Source organism: Serratia sp. B501 (genome assembly GCF_051172315.1).
GTDB lineage: Bacteria > Pseudomonadota > Gammaproteobacteria > Enterobacterales > Enterobacteriaceae > Serratia > Serratia ureilytica.
This window is the reverse complement of sequence record NZ_JBPIZB010000001.1, coordinates 440857-455606: the sequence shown is the minus strand read 5'-3', so window position 1 is coordinate 455606 and position 14750 is coordinate 440857. Positions and strand designations below refer to the sequence as shown.

General features: G+C 59.3%; 11 protein-coding genes and 1 other RNA gene. 8 read left to right on the top strand and 4 right to left on the bottom strand.

Going from position 1 to position 14750, the window contains the following annotated elements:
* Nucleotides 1-14: 14 nt before the first annotated feature.
* Nucleotides 15-386, bottom strand: coding sequence for a Fe-S cluster assembly scaffold SufA (sufA, locus tag ACSBQV_RS02405; protein ID WP_004931368.1), 372 nt, complete (start codon nucleotides 384-386; stop codon nucleotides 15-17).
* 525 nt (nucleotides 387-911) lie between these two features.
* On the opposite strand from sufA, the gene ACSBQV_RS02400 reads away from it, so the two are divergent.
* A complete protein-coding gene (locus ACSBQV_RS02400) occupies nucleotides 912-1316 on the top strand; it encodes a hypothetical protein (RefSeq protein WP_004931369.1) in 405 nt (134 codons plus the stop codon).
* A 45-nt stretch (nucleotides 1317-1361) separates the two neighbouring features.
* Here the strand turns inward: ACSBQV_RS02400 and menI are convergent, their stop codons facing one another.
* Complete coding sequence (gene menI / locus ACSBQV_RS02395; RefSeq protein WP_016927938.1) at nucleotides 1362-1778, bottom strand: 1,4-dihydroxy-2-naphthoyl-CoA hydrolase; 417 nt, start codon at nucleotides 1776-1778, stop codon at nucleotides 1362-1364.
* Nucleotides 1775-4831 carry a D-2-hydroxyglutarate dehydrogenase YdiJ gene (gene ydiJ / locus ACSBQV_RS02390; RefSeq protein WP_099782857.1) on the bottom strand — a complete coding sequence of 1019 codons (3057 nt, stop codon included), beginning with the start codon at nucleotides 4829-4831 and terminating at the stop codon, nucleotides 1775-1777. Before ydiJ ends, menI begins: the two co-directional genes overlap by 4 nt.
* Before the next feature lie 245 nt (nucleotides 4832-5076).
* Between ydiJ and ydiK the strand changes: the two genes are divergently transcribed.
* Complete coding sequence (gene ydiK / locus ACSBQV_RS02385; protein ID WP_042784360.1) at nucleotides 5077-6177, top strand: AI-2E family transporter YdiK; 1101 nt, start codon at nucleotides 5077-5079, stop codon at nucleotides 6175-6177.
* 260 nt (nucleotides 6178-6437) lie between these two features.
* An RNA gene (gene rprA, locus ACSBQV_RS02380) (antisense sRNA RprA) lies at nucleotides 6438-6547 on the top strand.
* A gap of 109 nt (nucleotides 6548-6656) precedes the next feature.
* On the opposite strand, the gene ppsA is transcribed toward rprA, so the two are convergent.
* Nucleotides 6657-9035, bottom strand: a complete 2379-nt coding sequence (ppsA, locus tag ACSBQV_RS02375) for a phosphoenolpyruvate synthase (RefSeq protein ID WP_033642901.1) — start codon at nucleotides 9033-9035, stop codon at nucleotides 6657-6659.
* A gap of 458 nt (nucleotides 9036-9493) precedes the next feature.
* On the opposite strand from ppsA, the gene ppsR reads away from it, so the two are divergent.
* The 5 genes from ppsR (at nucleotide 9494) to ACSBQV_RS02350 (ending at nucleotide 14722) form a co-directional block, all read left to right on the top strand.
* A complete protein-coding gene (gene ppsR, locus ACSBQV_RS02370) occupies nucleotides 9494-10354 on the top strand; it encodes a posphoenolpyruvate synthetase regulatory kinase/phosphorylase PpsR (protein WP_160880175.1) in 861 nt (286 codons plus the stop codon).
* A 196-nt stretch (nucleotides 10355-10550) separates the two neighbouring features.
* Nucleotides 10551-11597: a 3-deoxy-7-phosphoheptulonate synthase gene (locus ACSBQV_RS02365; RefSeq protein ID WP_033642899.1), complete on the top strand. Its 1047-nt coding sequence runs from the start codon at nucleotides 10551-10553 to the stop codon at nucleotides 11595-11597.
* A gap of 105 nt (nucleotides 11598-11702) precedes the next feature.
* Nucleotides 11703-12188, top strand: coding sequence for a glutathione peroxidase (locus tag ACSBQV_RS02360; protein WP_033642898.1), 486 nt, complete (start codon nucleotides 11703-11705; stop codon nucleotides 12186-12188).
* 172 nt (nucleotides 12189-12360) lie between these two features.
* Nucleotides 12361-12543 (top strand): hemin uptake protein HemP, encoded by a 183-nt coding sequence (gene hemP, locus ACSBQV_RS02355; protein ID WP_016927944.1) that lies wholly within the window; start codon nucleotides 12361-12363, stop codon nucleotides 12541-12543.
* Between the two features lie 94 nt (nucleotides 12544-12637).
* A complete protein-coding gene (locus ACSBQV_RS02350) occupies nucleotides 12638-14722 on the top strand; it encodes a TonB-dependent hemoglobin/transferrin/lactoferrin family receptor (protein ID WP_117187491.1) in 2085 nt (694 codons plus the stop codon).
* Nucleotides 14723-14750: the final 28 nt, after the last annotated feature.

The following is a 14750-nucleotide window of genomic DNA, read 5'->3' as shown; positions in this document are numbered from 1 at the left end:
GTTGATTGCATCGCTCAAACGCCAAAACTCTCGCCGCACCCGCAGGCATGCTGAGCTTTAGGGTTATTGAATTTGAATATCTGATTCAGCCCTTCGCGGACATAATCTACCGTGGTGCCGTCAATAAACGGCATCGCCTTCAGCGGCACATAGAGTTTGGCGCCGTCGCGCTCAAACAGCAGATCGTCATCGGCGGGTTCGCGGGTCAGATCCAGCACATAGGCAAAGCCGGCGCAGCCGGATTGTTTTACCCCTAGCTGCAGCCCTTTCACCTGCGGATCCTGCTGCATCAGTTTCGTTATTTGTCGTACGGCGCTGTCGCTGAGCGAAATGCCTTGCCAGACATTCTCGTCCAAAGAAAAAGTGCCGACATTTTCCGTTTGCATAGGGTCTACCTCACACTCGTGTTTGGCCACAGCCAATCTGGGTTACTTATATGTTAGTGATAACGATTATCACTTCAACCGTTTGTTTTGCGGGGGTATCCGCCGCGAGCGCGGTTTTTCGCTGCGGCGTGCGGCAAGCCAGCGGGACATCCGTGGCGGCTTGCGGCGTGTGGCGGCAAGGCGTGCATGCTATCCCTATGAATTTGTTCTTTATCCTGCATCACCGTACCGCACTCCCCGGTGGCCCGTCAGCGTTACAGCGCCGCGGTGCGTTGCCGATCTAAACATTCATAGAAAATACCTATTTCTGCATTCTGTCTGTCGTAAATGTGCGTTTATCGGCATTTTGCGCCGCGGCGCAAGGCGCGGCCTTTAAGTTAAAGTTTAGTCGCTCTGGGTTAAGTTGGGCCGTCGATGGCCTTTTACCCCCATGGAATGAAAAAACGCCGCCACGGGGATTGATCGGCAACGCGGCAGTTTATATGATAATGATTATCATTCAATTTGAATTTGAGCGCGAAGCCAATGACTCTTTCGATCAACGCATGGTTGCTGGGCAAGATTGATGACTACAAATTCAGCGTGCGCGACGCCACGGTGGACTTTTATATGGCCGAAGCGGCGCTGCGCCGCCCGGAATGCAATATTGATCATCTGAAGCGGTACAACAGCGTCAGCCTCACCATGGCCAATCTGTGCCTGGAGAACGGCGATGATGACAGCTATCTGCACGCGCTCAGCAAGCTGCACAACCGGCTGATCGTCGAGATCAACAATCCGCAGCGCTGCCAGCTGTTTCGGGTGCAAAGCTACCACTTCGCCCGCCACACGCTGACGCTGATCTGCCAAAAATATGCGATGGAAGGCACCTGGGAGAAGGCGAACGCGTTTCAGAAGGACTTCGTCAAACGCGTGCCGTTTCAGCTGTAAAACGAAGCGCTCCGCAGGCCGATCGCCTGCGGAAACCGGCGGGGATCAGTCGATGACCGCCGTAGTCAGACGCGAGGTGCAGCACAGCCGATCGCGCGCGTCGAAGATCTCTATCTGCCACACCTGATGACGGCGGCCAACGTGCAGTGCGCGGCACACCCCGCGCACCTGGCCATCGAACACCGCCCGCAGGTGGTTGGCGTTGATCTCCAGCCCCACCACCTTCTGTTCGCCTTCGCTGCACAGGTAGCCGGCCATCGATCCCATCGATTCCGCCAGCACCACCGACGCCCCGCCGTGCAACAGCCCGAACGGCTGCCGGGTGCGGCCGTCCACCGGCATGGTGGCCTCCAGGAAATCCTCGCCCAGCTGAGTAAACTCGATGCCCACATGGCTGACCATGCAGCCGTCGCCGGCGCGGTTCAGCTGCTCCAGCGATGTTTCACGTTTCCACAATTTCACTCAATCATCTCCAGAAGTGCCTGTAATGGGTGGCGCACGCCATTGCCCTCAATGCGTTTCACCTGGCTGCGGCAGGAATAACCGGTCGCCAGGCAGCGCTGACGCGGCAAACGCTGCAGCGTCGGATGCCATGATAGCTCATAAATGCCGAGCGAGTTTTGCAGGTTCTTGGCTTCATGGCCGTAAGTGCCGGCCATGCCGCAGCAGCCGACGCTGACGTTCTCCAGTTTGGCGCCGAAGCGGGCGAAGATCGCCGCCCACTGTTGGCCGCTGGCCGGCAGTGCAGTGGTTTCAGTGCAGTGACCGAACAGATACCAGGGTTCGCCGGTCGCCGGCTGTTCGGCGCGATCCGCGATCCGCTGTTGCAACCATTCATGCACCAGCTGCACCTGGAAATCGCCGCGCTCGGCGCCGAGGATCTCGCGGTATTCGTCGCGATAGCACAGCACCAGCGCCGGATCGACGCCCACCAGCGGCATGCCGAGTTGCGCCACGCGGTTGAGGAAATCGGCGGTTTTGCGCGCGGTGCGGGCGAACCGCGTCAGGAAGCCCTTCACATGCTGCGCCTTGCCGTTCGGCGAGAACGGCAGCAGCACCGGTTTATAGCCGAGCTTTTCCACCAGCCGAACGAAATCCGCCACCACTTTGGCGTCGTAATAGCTGGTGAACGGATCCTGAACAATCAGCACGTGTTCTTCGCGTTGCTCGGCGCTCAGCCCTTCCAGCTGCTCCAGCGTCAGCGTGGTCGCCCGGTGGCCGGACAGCTGCTGACGCAGCGTCGGGCTGGACAGCAGCGGCAGATCGACCATGCCGATGGCGTTGCGGCTCATCTCCCGCAGCCACGGCTGGCGGAAGAAGAAGTTGAACACCTTCGGCGCGCGGGCCATCAACGGGGTATAGCTCTCTACGCCGGCGACCATGTAGTCGCTCACCGGGCGCAGGTAGCGAGTATGGTAAAGCTGCAGGAAGCGCGAACGGAACCCCGGCACGTCAATTTTGATCGGGCACTGGGTGGAACAGGCCTTGCAGGCCAGACAGCCGGACATCGCCTCTTTCACTTCGTGCGAAAAGTCGTACTCGCCCTTGCCGGCATGCCAGCTGTTGCGGGTTTTCTCGATTAGACCGCGCAAGCTGAGGCGCTGCTGCGGCAGCTGTTTCTCCAGCGCCAACGGATCGACGCCCTGCTCGGCCAACAGACGCAGCCACTCGCGCACCAGCGTCGCCCGCCCTTTCGGCGAATGAATGCGGTTGCCGCTGATCTTCATCGACGGGCACATCGGGCTGCGCACGTCGAAGTTGAAGCACAGGCCGTTGCCGTTACACTCCAGCGCGCCGCGGAACGAGGTGCGCACCTCGACCGGGATCTGGCGATCGAAGGTGCCGCGTTTGACCGCATCCACCTGCATCATCGGCGCATCCACCGCCAGCGGCGCACAGATCTTGCCCGGGTTAAGACGGTTATCCGGATCGAACGCCGTCTTGATGCGGCGCAGCTCCTCGTACAGCGTTTCCCCGAAGAATTCAGGGCTGTACTCGGCGCGGAATCCCTTGCCATGCTCGCCCCACAGCAGGCCGCCGTATTTGGCGGTGAGCGCCACCACCCGATCGGAGATCTGCTTCATCAGCACTTCCTGCTGGGGGTCGCACATGTCGAGCGCCGGACGCACGTGCAGCACCCCGGCATCGACGTGGCCGAACATGCCATAGCTCAGCTTGTGGTCGTCGAGCAGTTGGCGGAACTCGACGATATAGTCCGCCAGGTGCTGCGGCGGCACGCAAGTATCCTCGGCGAACGGGATCGGCTTGGCGCGCCCTTTGGCGTTGCCCAGCAGCCCGACCGCCTTCTTGCGCATGTTGTAAATGCGCTCGATGCCCGCCAGGTCGCCGCAGATTTGGTACCCGATCACGCCGGCCTGCCGCTGGGCGATCAGTTCATCCAGCCGTTGGCACAGGGTCTCCATCTGGCCGTCGATCAGCGCGCGGTCGTCGCCGGCGAATTCGACGATGTTCAGCCCAAGCATCTCTTTATCCGGCACGTCGGCGATCAGTTCGCTTACCGAATGCCAAACGATATCTTCACGCGCCAGATTCAGCACCTTGGAGTCGATGGTTTCCACCGACAGCGCCTTGGCCTCGACCATAAAGGGCGCATTGCGCAGCGCCGAGTCGAAGGAGTCGTATTTCACGTTAACCAGACGACGCACCTTCGGCAGCGGCGTGATGTCCAGCCGCGCTTCGGTGATAAAGGCCAGCGTGCCTTCCGCACCGGTGAGGATGCGCGTCAGATCGAAGGTTTGCAGATCGTCGCTCAGCACGTGGCGCAGATCGTAACCGGTGAGGAAGCGGTTGAGTTTGGGGAATTTTCCCAGGATCAGCGCGCGCTGCTCGCGGCAGCGATTCAGCACCGTGCGGTAGATGCGCCCTTCGGAGGTCTCTTCCAGGGCAATCGTTTCCGCCAGCGCCGTCGGCATGGCGCGAGTGTCGATCATCTCGCCGCCCAGCAGCACCGCCCGCAGGCCCAACACGTGATCGGAGGTTTTGCCGTATACCAGCGAGCCCTGGCCGGAGGCGTCGGTATTGATCATGCCGCCCAAGGTGGCGCGGTTGCTGGTGGACAGTTCCGGCGAGAAGAAGTAGCCGAACGGCCGCAAATATTGATTCAGTTGATCCTTGATGACCCCGGCTTCGACTTTCACCCAGCCCTGTTCGACGTTGATCTCCAGAATGCGGTTCATATGACGCGACATATCGACCACGATGCCGGTATTTAGCGACTGACCGTTGGTGCCGGTGCCGCCGCCGCGCGGGCTGAAGGTCAGCGTATTGAAACGCTCTTCCCCCGCCAGGCGGGCGATCAGCGCCACGTCGGCGGTGGAACGGGGAAACACCACCGCATCGGGCAACAGCTGGTAAATGCTGTTGTCGGTGGCCATCGTCAGCCGGTCTGCATAGCTGGTGGCGGTATCGCCGTTGAATCCGTTTTGCTTCAGTGCTTCCAAAAAGTCGAGCACCCGTTGAACGAGGCCGGGCGCCTGAGAAATCTGTGGGATCATTCGCTTTTTTGACCCTGTCCGTCTATTTTTTATGCGCTGATGTACGCTGAATCGGGCCTTTAATTCAGACCCACCCTATTTTTTAGTGACACTAAAAACTAACATACTCGTTTAGTGAAGGCATTCACATTATTACCGCCCTGCGAGCGCCGCCACAGGCGGCCGCCCGGCGGTGATAAACCGACCGACAGGCACCCCGATTCGCCGGTGCCAGGGATTTAATTGACCAGGATGAGAACCCACTGATGCCACTCCCACAATCGCGTTACGACTTACCGCGAATTATTTTCGGCGTGCTGTTTATCGCCATCATGATCGTCGCCTGTTTCTGGGTGATCCAACCGTTTATTCTCGGCTTCGCCTGGGCGGGCATGGTGGTCATCGCCACCTGGCCGCTGCTGCTCAAACTGCAAAAGCTGCTGTGGGGCCGCCGCTCGCTGGCGGTGCTGGTCATGACCCTGCTGTTGATCCTGCTGTTCATTCTGCCCATCTCCCTGCTGATCAGCAGCGTGGTGGATAACAGCGCGCCGTTGATCGCCTGGGCCAGCTCGCCAGGCAAGCTGCATATTCCCGACCTCGCCTGGCTGCAATCCGTCCCGATGATCGGCGACAAGCTCTATACAAGCTACCATACGCTGGTTAACGCCGGCGGCGCCGCGCTGCTGGCGAAGGTACAGCCATACTTCGGCCAGACCGCCACCTGGTTCGTGGCGCAGGCGGCGCATATCGGCCGCCTGCTGCTGCACTGCGCGCTGATGCTGCTGTTCAGCGCCTTGTTGTACGCGCGCGGCGAACAGGTCGCGCTGGGTATCCGTCACTTTGCGGTGCGCCTCGGTTCCGCGCGCGGCGATGCGGCGGTGCTGCTGGGCGGCCAGGCGATCCGCGCGGTCGCGCTGGGCGTGGTAGTGACGGCGCTGGTGCAGTCGGTGCTGGGCGGCATCGGTCTGGCGGTAAGCGGCATTCCGGCCGCCACCCTGTTGACGATGCTGATCTTCATCTGCTGTGTGGCGCAATTGGGGCCGCTGTTGGTGCTGGTGCCGGCCATCATTTGGCTGTACTGGCACGGCGACACCACCTGGGGCACCGTGCTGCTGGTCTGGAGCTGCGTGGTGGCCACGCTGGATAACGTGCTGCGCCCGGTGCTGATCCGCATGGGCGCCGATCTGCCGCTGCTGCTGATCCTGTCCGGCGTTATCGGCGGTTTGCTGGCTTTCGGCATGATCGGCCTGTTCATCGGCCCGGTAGTGTTGGCGGTGTCTTATCGCCTGCTGACCGCCTGGATGGATGAAGCGCCGGAGCCGACCACCGCGCCGGAGCAAGTGATCGAAGAACTGGAAAAACGCTAATCGCCCTCCCTTCCGCCCGCATCGCCGGGCGGAAGAGTTTCCCCTCTCATTACGCCTACCTCATTCGGGTAATATCTTCGCCAAATATAATGCCGTTGTTTATTGATTAAGGCGCGGCAAATGGAAAGGTGCAATGTAAATCCGTGTTTGCTGCAAAATGCAAAAAGAGATAACGCCCGCAAATAAATGGTGACACCGCTATCGATTAGGATGATTCTTAATGACTAGTCGCGTTCAAATATCTAGTATTATGGCCATCTATTGCTTCAAATCACTGATTTTAAAGCAACCTTTCTGAACAATGTAATGCCATACATGTGAATTGCTGTGTGTAGTCTTTGCCCATCTCCTACGATGGGCTTTTTTTTATTCTTTTTTCGCCAAATTGATTATTTAACGCGCCGTTATTTACATTCAGAAATAAAAAGGCCGCAGCGTAAACTGCGGCCGGGTATTAATGCCTTAGCAGCGCCGATGCATTATTTCTTTTTCGACAAGTTGATCCAGGTCTGCACTACGGTATCCGGATTGAGCGACAGACTATCGATGCCTTGCTCCATCAACCACTCGGCGAAGTCTTCATGGTCGGACGGCCCCTGGCCGCAGATACCGACGTATTTGCCGTGGCGTTTGGCCGCCTGGATCGCCATCGACAGCAGCGCTTTCACCGCGTCGTTGCGTTCGTCGAACAGTTCTGACACCACGCCGGAGTCGCGATCCAACCCCAGCGCCAGCTGGGTCATGTCGTTGGAGCCGATGGAGAAGCCGTCGAAGTGCTCAAGGAACTGATCCGCGAGCAGCGCATTGGACGGGATCTCGCACATCATGATCACTTTCAGCCCGTTTTCGCCACGCTTCAGCCCCTGACGCGCCAGCTCGGCCACCACCGCTTCCGCCTGCGCCACGGTGCGCACGAACGGCACCATGATTTCGACGTTGGTCAGCCCCATTTCGTTACGCACGCGTTTCACCGCTTCGCACTCCAGCGCGAAGCAATCGCGGAAGCTGTCGGCCACGTAGCGGCCGGCCCCGCGGAAGCCCAGCATCGGGTTCTCTTCATGCGGTTCATACTTGTCGCCGCCCACCAGGTTGGCGTACTCGTTGGATTTGAAGTCGGACAGACGCACGATCACGCGCTTCGGCCAGAAGGCGGCGCCCAGCGTCGCGATCCCTTCGGTCAAACGACCGACGTAGAACTCGACCGGGTGGTCATAGCCCTGCATCAACGCGCGAATTTCATTTTGCAACGCCGGCGTTTGCTGATCGAACTCCAGCAACGCGCGCGGGTGCACGCCAATCATGCGGTTGATGATGAATTCCAGCCGCGCCAGGCCCACGCCTTCGTTCGGCAAACGCGCGAAGTCGAAAGCGCGATCCGGGTTGCCGACGTTCATCATGATCTTCAGCGGCAGATCCGGCAGTTCGGTCACTTCAGAGCTCTGCACGCTGAAGTCCAGCATGTCGCTGTAAACGAAGCCTGTGTCGCCTTCCGCACAGGATACGGTGACTTTCTGACCGTCTTTCAGCACGTCGGTAGCGTGGCCACAGCCCACTACCGCCGGAATGCCCAGCTCACGGGCGATGATCGCCGCGTGGCAGGTGCGCCCGCCGCGGTTGGTGACGATCGCAGCGGCCTTCTTCATGATCGGCTCCCAGTCCGGGTCGGTCATGTCGGTCACCAGCACGTCGCCCGGCTGGATGCGATCCATTTCGCTGATATCGTGAATCACTTTCACCGGACCGGCGCCGATGCGATGACCGATGGCGCGGCCTTCCACCAGCACCGGGCTGGAGCCGTTCAGCTGATAGCGTTCCATGGTCTGTTCGTTGGAGCGAACGGTCTCCGGGCGCGCCTGCACGATCAGCAGTTTGCCGGTATGGCCGTCTTTCGCCCACTCGATATCCATCGGGCGGCCATAATGTTTTTCGATCAGGATCGCTTGATGCGCCAGCGCCTGCACTTCGTCATCGGTCAGCGAGAACCGGCTGCGCTGCGCTTCCGGCACGTCTTCGATGCGCACCTGCTTGCCGTGATCCTGCGACGGCGCGTACACCATGCGGATTTTTTTCGAGCCCAGGTTGCGGCGCACGATCGCCGGCTTGCCTTTTTGCAGCGTCGGCTTGTGCACATAGAACTCATCCGGGTTCACCGCGCCCTGCACCACCATCTCACCCAGACCGAAGGCGGAGGTGATGAACACCACCTGATCAAAGCCGGACTCGGTGTCGATGGTGAACATCACGCCCGAGGAGGCCAGATCGGAGCGCACCATGCGCTGTACGCCCGCCGACAGCGCGACGCCGCGGTGGTCGTAGCCCTGGTGCACGCGATAAGAGATGGCGCGGTCATTGAACAGCGACGCGAACACGTGCTTGATCGCCACCATCACGGCGTCGATGCCCTGCACGTTGAGGAAGGTTTCCTGCTGGCCGGCAAAGGAAGCGTCCGGCATGTCTTCCGCCGTGGCGGAGGAGCGCACCGCAAAGGAGGCTTCCGGTTCGCCGTCGGCGAGCTGTTGGTAAGCCTGATGAATTTCACGCTCGAACTCGGCGTGGAACGGCGTGTCGATCACCCATTGGCGGATCTGGGCACCGGCCTTGGCCAGTTGTGCAACGTCGTCAACGTCAGTCTGATCCAGTAACTGATAGATGCGCTGGTTAACACCGCTTTGTTCGAGGAAATCGTTAAACGCCTGCGCGGTGGTGGCAAAACCGTTCGGCACGGCCACGCCCAAATCGGAAAGATTGGTGATCATTTCACCGAGGGAAGCGTTTTTGCCGCCGACACGGTCAACGTCGTGCATGCCAAGCTGGTTGTACCAAAGCACATTACGCAAGTCTGGGCCATTGTTGGACATCGAGACAATCCTTATTGCTATCAGTAGGGTAAAGACGGATTTAATTCGCTTGCTTTACGGCGCCGCTAAACGCGGAGCCGAATCAGACTAGCACACTGATCCGGGGAAAATGGAAAGGTGAATCGATCAACCCACTGAAGAAAGTGGTTTTTAAGAGAATGTCCTAACCGGCTGATTTGCCTGGGAACCGTTCCCAAACGCACGAAAAGCTTAGTTCTCAACAAATTACGTTCTTTTTAAACTTCTGTTTTAATAACCGCGCAAACGCTACCGTTTTTGGTGAAAATAACGGCAAACTCGCGCTTCAGGTGGAAAAGCGCCGCTGGGCCGCACTTTTTATGGCCGCTAATCGCGCTTTCCGCCTGCGCCGCCGCATGGCGGTTTATCGCCCCGCCGTCACAATTTTTTCTCTCGCCCCTTTACCGACGGATCGTCTGCGGCCCATGATATTGACAGTGATGACAGCAGGAACACCGTTTTCAGGTAAGGAGCCTCGGGTGGAAAGAAGCGTTTTTTATATTTCGGATGGTACGGCGATCACCGCCGAAGTGCTGGGACACGCGGTGCTGTCGCAGTTCCCGGTCACGGCGACCACCTATACCCTGCCGTTTGTCGAAACCGAGGCCCGCGCGCGCGCAGTTCGCCAGCAAATCGATGATATTTACCATGAAACCGGCGTGCGCCCGTTGGTGTTTTACTCCATCATCTCGCCGGAAGTGCGCGATGTGATCGTCCAGAGCCAGGGCTTCTGCCAGGATATCGTGCAGGCGCTGGTCGGCCCGCTGCAGGGCGAACTGGACGTGGAACCGACGCCGGTGCCGAACCGCACCCACGGCCTGACCGCCAGCAACCTCGGTAAGTACGACGCCCGCATCGCCGCCATCGACTATACCCTGGCGCACGATGACGGCATTTCGCTGCGCAACCTCGATCAGGCGCAGGTGATCCTGCTCGGCGTCTCGCGCTGCGGCAAAACCCCCACCAGCCTCTATCTGGCGATGCAGTTCGGCATCCGCGCCGCCAACTACCCGTTTATCGCCGACGATATGGACAATTTGCATCTGCCGGCCTCGCTGAAACCGTTTCAGCATAAATTATTCGGCCTGACCATCGATCCGGAGCGCCTGGCGGCGATCCGTGAAGAGCGGCGCGAAAACAGCCGTTACGCCTCCTTGCGCCAGTGCCGCATGGAAATCGCCGAGGTCGAGGCGCTGTTCCGCAAAAACCAGATCCGCTACCTCAACACCACCAACTATTCGGTCGAAGAGATCTCCACCAAAATCCTCGATATCCTCGGCATGAGCCGCCGCATGTTCTGATCTTTCCCCGCGGGGCCATCGCGCCCCGCCGCCTGCCGTTTATTTCAGCAGCAGCTGATTTTTTTGTGCTTTTTTTCGCGGCTTTGATCAACAGAACGCAATCTCTACGGTTGAATTCAGCGCTTTTTGCGTTATTGTGATCGCCATCACTTCCCGGCGCTTCTGCCGCAGAGAAGAACAGTTTCCAGGGAACAACATGCACAAAACAGATGAACTGCGGACCGCGCGCATCGACAGCCTCGTCACGCCGCAAGCGTTGGCGGATAAGCTGCCGATCTCGGCGGCCGTCGCCGATAACGTGACAGCGTCACGTAAACGCATTGAAAAAATCCTTACCGGTGAAGACCGCCGCCTGCTGGTGGTGATCGGCCCCTGCTCCATCCACGATCTCGACGCCGCCGTCGATTACGCCGGCCGGCTGAACGCCCTGCGCGAACGCTACCAGGATCGCCTGGAGATCGTGATGCGCACCTACTTCGAAAAACCGCGCACCGTTGTCGGCTGGAAAGGCCTGATCTCCGATCCGGCGCTGGACGGCACCTTCCAGGTCAACCGCGGCATCGAAATGGCGCGCCGCCTGCTGCTGGAGGTGAACCAGCTCGGCCTGCCGACCGCCACCGAATTCCTGGACATGGTCGTCGGCCAATACATCGCCGATCTGATCAGCTGGGGCGCCATCGGCGCGCGCACCACCGAAAGCCAGATCCACCGTGAAATGGCCTCGGCGCTCTCCTGCCCGGTCGGCTTCAAAAACGGCACTGACGGCAACACCCGCATCGCCATCGACGCCATTCGCGCGGCGCGTGCCGGGCACATGTTCCTGTCGCCGGACAAACATGGTCAGATGACCATCTACCAGACCAGCGGCAACCCGTACGGCCACATCATCATGCGCGGCGGCAAAACGCCGAACTACCACGCCAGCGATATCGCCGCCGCCTGTGACAGCCTGCGTGAATTCGATCTGCCGGAGCACCTGGTGATCGACTTCAGCCACGGCAACTGCCAGAAGATGCATCGCCGTCAGTTGGAAGTGGCCGACAATGTCTGCCAGCAGATCCGCGCCGGCTCTGCCGCCATTACCGGCGTGATGGCGGAAAGCTTCCTGGTGGAAGGCACGCAGAAAATCGTCGCCGGCCAGCCGCTGACCTATGGCCAGTCGATCACCGATCCTTGCCTGAGCTGGTCCGACAGCGAACAGCTGCTGGCGATGCTGGCGGATGCCATCGATAGCCGCTTCTAGCCTATCGCAGGCCGGGGCCACGCCCCGGCTTTATCTCCCCTGTTTCGCTCATCTATACTGATCGCAATCCTTTAACACCCGCCGCAACGCACTGGGAGCCCCGGCATGATTCACTCTCTGTTATCCATCCCCTGCGTCACGCTGCAGGGCGAGCAAAAAACGCTGGGCGATTTCCCGGCGCGCGCTTACCTGGTGGTCAACACCGCCAGCAAGTGCGGCTTCACCCCGCAATACCGCGGGTTGGAAAATTTGTGGCAATACTATCGCGAACGCGGGTTGATGGTGCTCGGCTTCCCTTGCAACCAGTTTGGTTCTCAGGAGCCGGGCAGTCCGCTTGAGATCGCCAATTTTTGCAGCCTCAACTACGGCGTCAGTTTCCCGCTGTTCAACAAAATAGAGGTCAACGGCCCCGGCGCCCATCCGCTGTTCAACGAACTGAAACGCCTGGCGCCCGGCATTCTGGGCAGCCGCCGCATCAAATGGAATTTCACCAAATTCCTGCTCACCGCCGATGGTCAACGTGTCACACGCTTTGCGCCGATCACCAAACCTGAGCGTCTGTTCGACCGTATCGAAACCCTGCTGAAATAATCCCCTCTTTTTTACGGGCCGAGCGCGTTCGGCCCGTCGCCGGATGTCCGTTCGGCAAAAAGGTTCCATCGGTAAGAAAATTTTCCTTGATGTAACCTTTCCATCACATGATAATGATTCTCAATTTGATATTAATTACCATTTAATGGTCTGTTTTATAAGCACAAAGATGATGGATACTGCTAACACGCCAACTCCCGCCGCCGCGGCCCCGACCGAGCACAGCGCAAACGCGCCGCCCAGCTACGACAGCGCACAGCTGCTCGGCGCCGACGGCATCGCGTTCATTACCCATCAGGGCCAGCGCTATCAACTGCGGCAGACCAAGGCAGGGAAATTGATCCTGACCAAATAACCACAGAATCCTCAAACGCCAGCCACCCCGATCTTGTGATCCAGGCAGCCAGCAAATCTATTGATATGTTTCATAACATACGGAGAGTTGCACCATGCCTCTGACATTTTCCACCCGGCTGCGTTTTTCCGCGTTGAGTCTGGCGATTGCCTGCGCTCTGCCTACGGTGGCCTTGGCACAAAACACCAGCACGACACCCTCTTCTTCCCCCGCGACGCCGGCCAAAAAAGCCAAAGCCGCTGACGAAACCATGACCGTGGTCGCCACCGGCAATCAGCGCAGCAGCTTTGAAGCGCCGATGATGGTGACGATCATCGAAGGCAGTTCGCCGGAAAGCCAAACTGCGGGGACCGCTGCCGATATGCTGCGCCGCGTGCCGGGTATTACCGTCACGGGCTCCGGCCGCAGCAATGGGCAGGATCTCATGATGCGCGGTTACGACCGACGCGGCGTGCTGACGCTGGTCGACGGCATCCGCCAGGGCACCGATACCGGCCATATTAACGGCACATTTTTAGATCCTGCGTTGGTGAAACGCATTGAAATCGTGCGCGGCCCTTCTGCCCTGCTGTACGGCAGCGGCGCGCTGGGTGGCGTAGTGTCTTATGAAACTGTCGACGCCGCCGACCTGCTGTTGCCAGGCCACGACAGCGGGTTCCGCGTCTACGGCACCGCCGGCAGCGGCGATCACAGCTTGGGCATGGGCGCCAGCGCCTACGGCAAGACCGATAACCTCGACGGCCTGCTGTCGTTCGGCACCCGCGACGTCGGCAATCTGCGCCAGGGCAATGGCTTCAATGCCCCCAACGACGAAACCATCAACAACGTGCTGGCCAAAGGCACCTGGAAGATCGACGACAACCAGTCGCTGGGCGGCAACCTTCGTTACTACAACAACAGCGCCCAAGAGCCGAAAAACCCACAAACGCCAGCCAGCTCCGCTGGAAACTTAATGACCGATCGTTCGACGATCCAACGCGACGCGGCTCTGAGTTACAAACTGAAGCCGGTCGGCCAGGATTGGCTGGATGCTGAAGCGAAAGTGTATTACTCGGACGTGAAAATTAACGCGCACGCCAGCGGCAGCGAAGATGAAGCGCGCAAACAAACCACTAAAGGCGCCAAACTCGAAAACCGCACACGCCTGTTTGCAGATACTTTCGCTTCGCACCTGTTGACCTACGGCACCGAGGCTTACAAACAGGAGCAAACGCCGGGCGGAGCGACCGAAAGTTTCCCGCACGCAAAAATCAACTTCGCTTCAGGCTGGCTGCAGGACGAAATCACGCTGCGCGATCTGCCCGTCACCCTGCTCGCCGGCACCCGCTATGACAATTACAAGGGCTCAAGTGACGGCTATGCCGATGTGGATGCGAACAAATGGTCCTCACGCGGCGCAGTCAGCATTACCCCCACCGACTGGCTGATGCTGTTCGGCTCCTATTCTCAGGCGTTCCGCGCACCGACGATGGGTGAGATGTACAACGACTCCAAACACTTCTCCATCCCAATGGGGCCTACCACCATCACCAACTATTGGGTGCCGAATCCTAATTTGAAACCGGAAACCAATGAAACTCAAGAGTACGGATTTGGTCTGCGTTTCGACGATCTGCTGCTCGCCGATGATAGCTTGCAGTTCAAAGCGAGCTATTTCGATACCAAAGCCAAGGATTACATCACAACCGACGTCACCATGGAGCTGGGACGCGGCCCGCGCGGTCCTTACTGCATCAGTTGCACCACCTTCTCGACCAATATCGATCGCGCAAAAATCTGGGGATGGGACGCTACGCTCAGCTATAAAACCTCATGGTTCGGCTGGGATTTGGCTTATAACCGCACCCGCGGCAAAAATGAAGCGACCGGTGACTGGTTGAGCAGCATCAATCCGGACACCGTCACCAGCTCGCTGGATGTGCCGCTGGGCGAAACCGGTCTGTCCGCCGGTTGGGTCGCCACCTTCGCCGAACGCGCCACCCGCGTGCAGACGGGGACGCCGGAGCAAGGCGGCTACGGGGTTAACGACTTCTATCTGAGCTACAAAGGCCGCGACCGTCTGCAGGGCGTCACCACCACCGTGGTGCTGGGCAACGCCTTCGACAAAGAGTACTACTCGCCGCAGGGCGTCCCGCAGGATGGCCGCAACGCCAAACTGCTGGTCAGCTACCAGTGGTGATCATTTGACTATCTGGCGGACATCCGGT

Excerpts from the sequence above, each read along its gene's own strand:
- ppsA (WP_033642901.1), bottom strand. The coding sequence starts at position 9,035 with ATGTCCAACAATGGCCCAGACTTGCGTAATGTGCTTTGGTACAACCAG.
- ppsR (WP_160880175.1), top strand. The coding sequence starts at position 9,494 with ATGACAGCAGGAACACCGTTTTCAGGTAAGGAGCCTCGGGTGGAAAGA.
- ACSBQV_RS02350 (WP_117187491.1), top strand. The coding sequence starts at position 12,638 with ATGCCTCTGACATTTTCCACCCGGCTGCGTTTTTCCGCGTTGAGTCTG.
- ACSBQV_RS02360 (WP_033642898.1), top strand. The coding sequence starts at position 11,703 with ATGATTCACTCTCTGTTATCCATCCCCTGCGTCACGCTGCAGGGCGAG.
- sufA (WP_004931368.1), bottom strand. The coding sequence starts at position 386 with ATGCAAACGGAAAATGTCGGCACTTTTTCTTTGGACGAGAATGTCTGG.
- hemP (WP_016927944.1), top strand. The coding sequence starts at position 12,361 with ATGGATACTGCTAACACGCCAACTCCCGCCGCCGCGGCCCCGACCGAG.
- ACSBQV_RS02365 (WP_033642899.1), top strand. The coding sequence starts at position 10,551 with ATGCACAAAACAGATGAACTGCGGACCGCGCGCATCGACAGCCTCGTC.
- ACSBQV_RS02400 (WP_004931369.1), top strand. The coding sequence starts at position 912 with ATGACTCTTTCGATCAACGCATGGTTGCTGGGCAAGATTGATGACTAC.
- ydiJ (WP_099782857.1), bottom strand. The coding sequence starts at position 4,831 with ATGATCCCACAGATTTCTCAGGCGCCCGGCCTCGTTCAACGGGTGCTC.
- ydiK (WP_042784360.1), top strand. The coding sequence starts at position 5,077 with ATGCCACTCCCACAATCGCGTTACGACTTACCGCGAATTATTTTCGGC.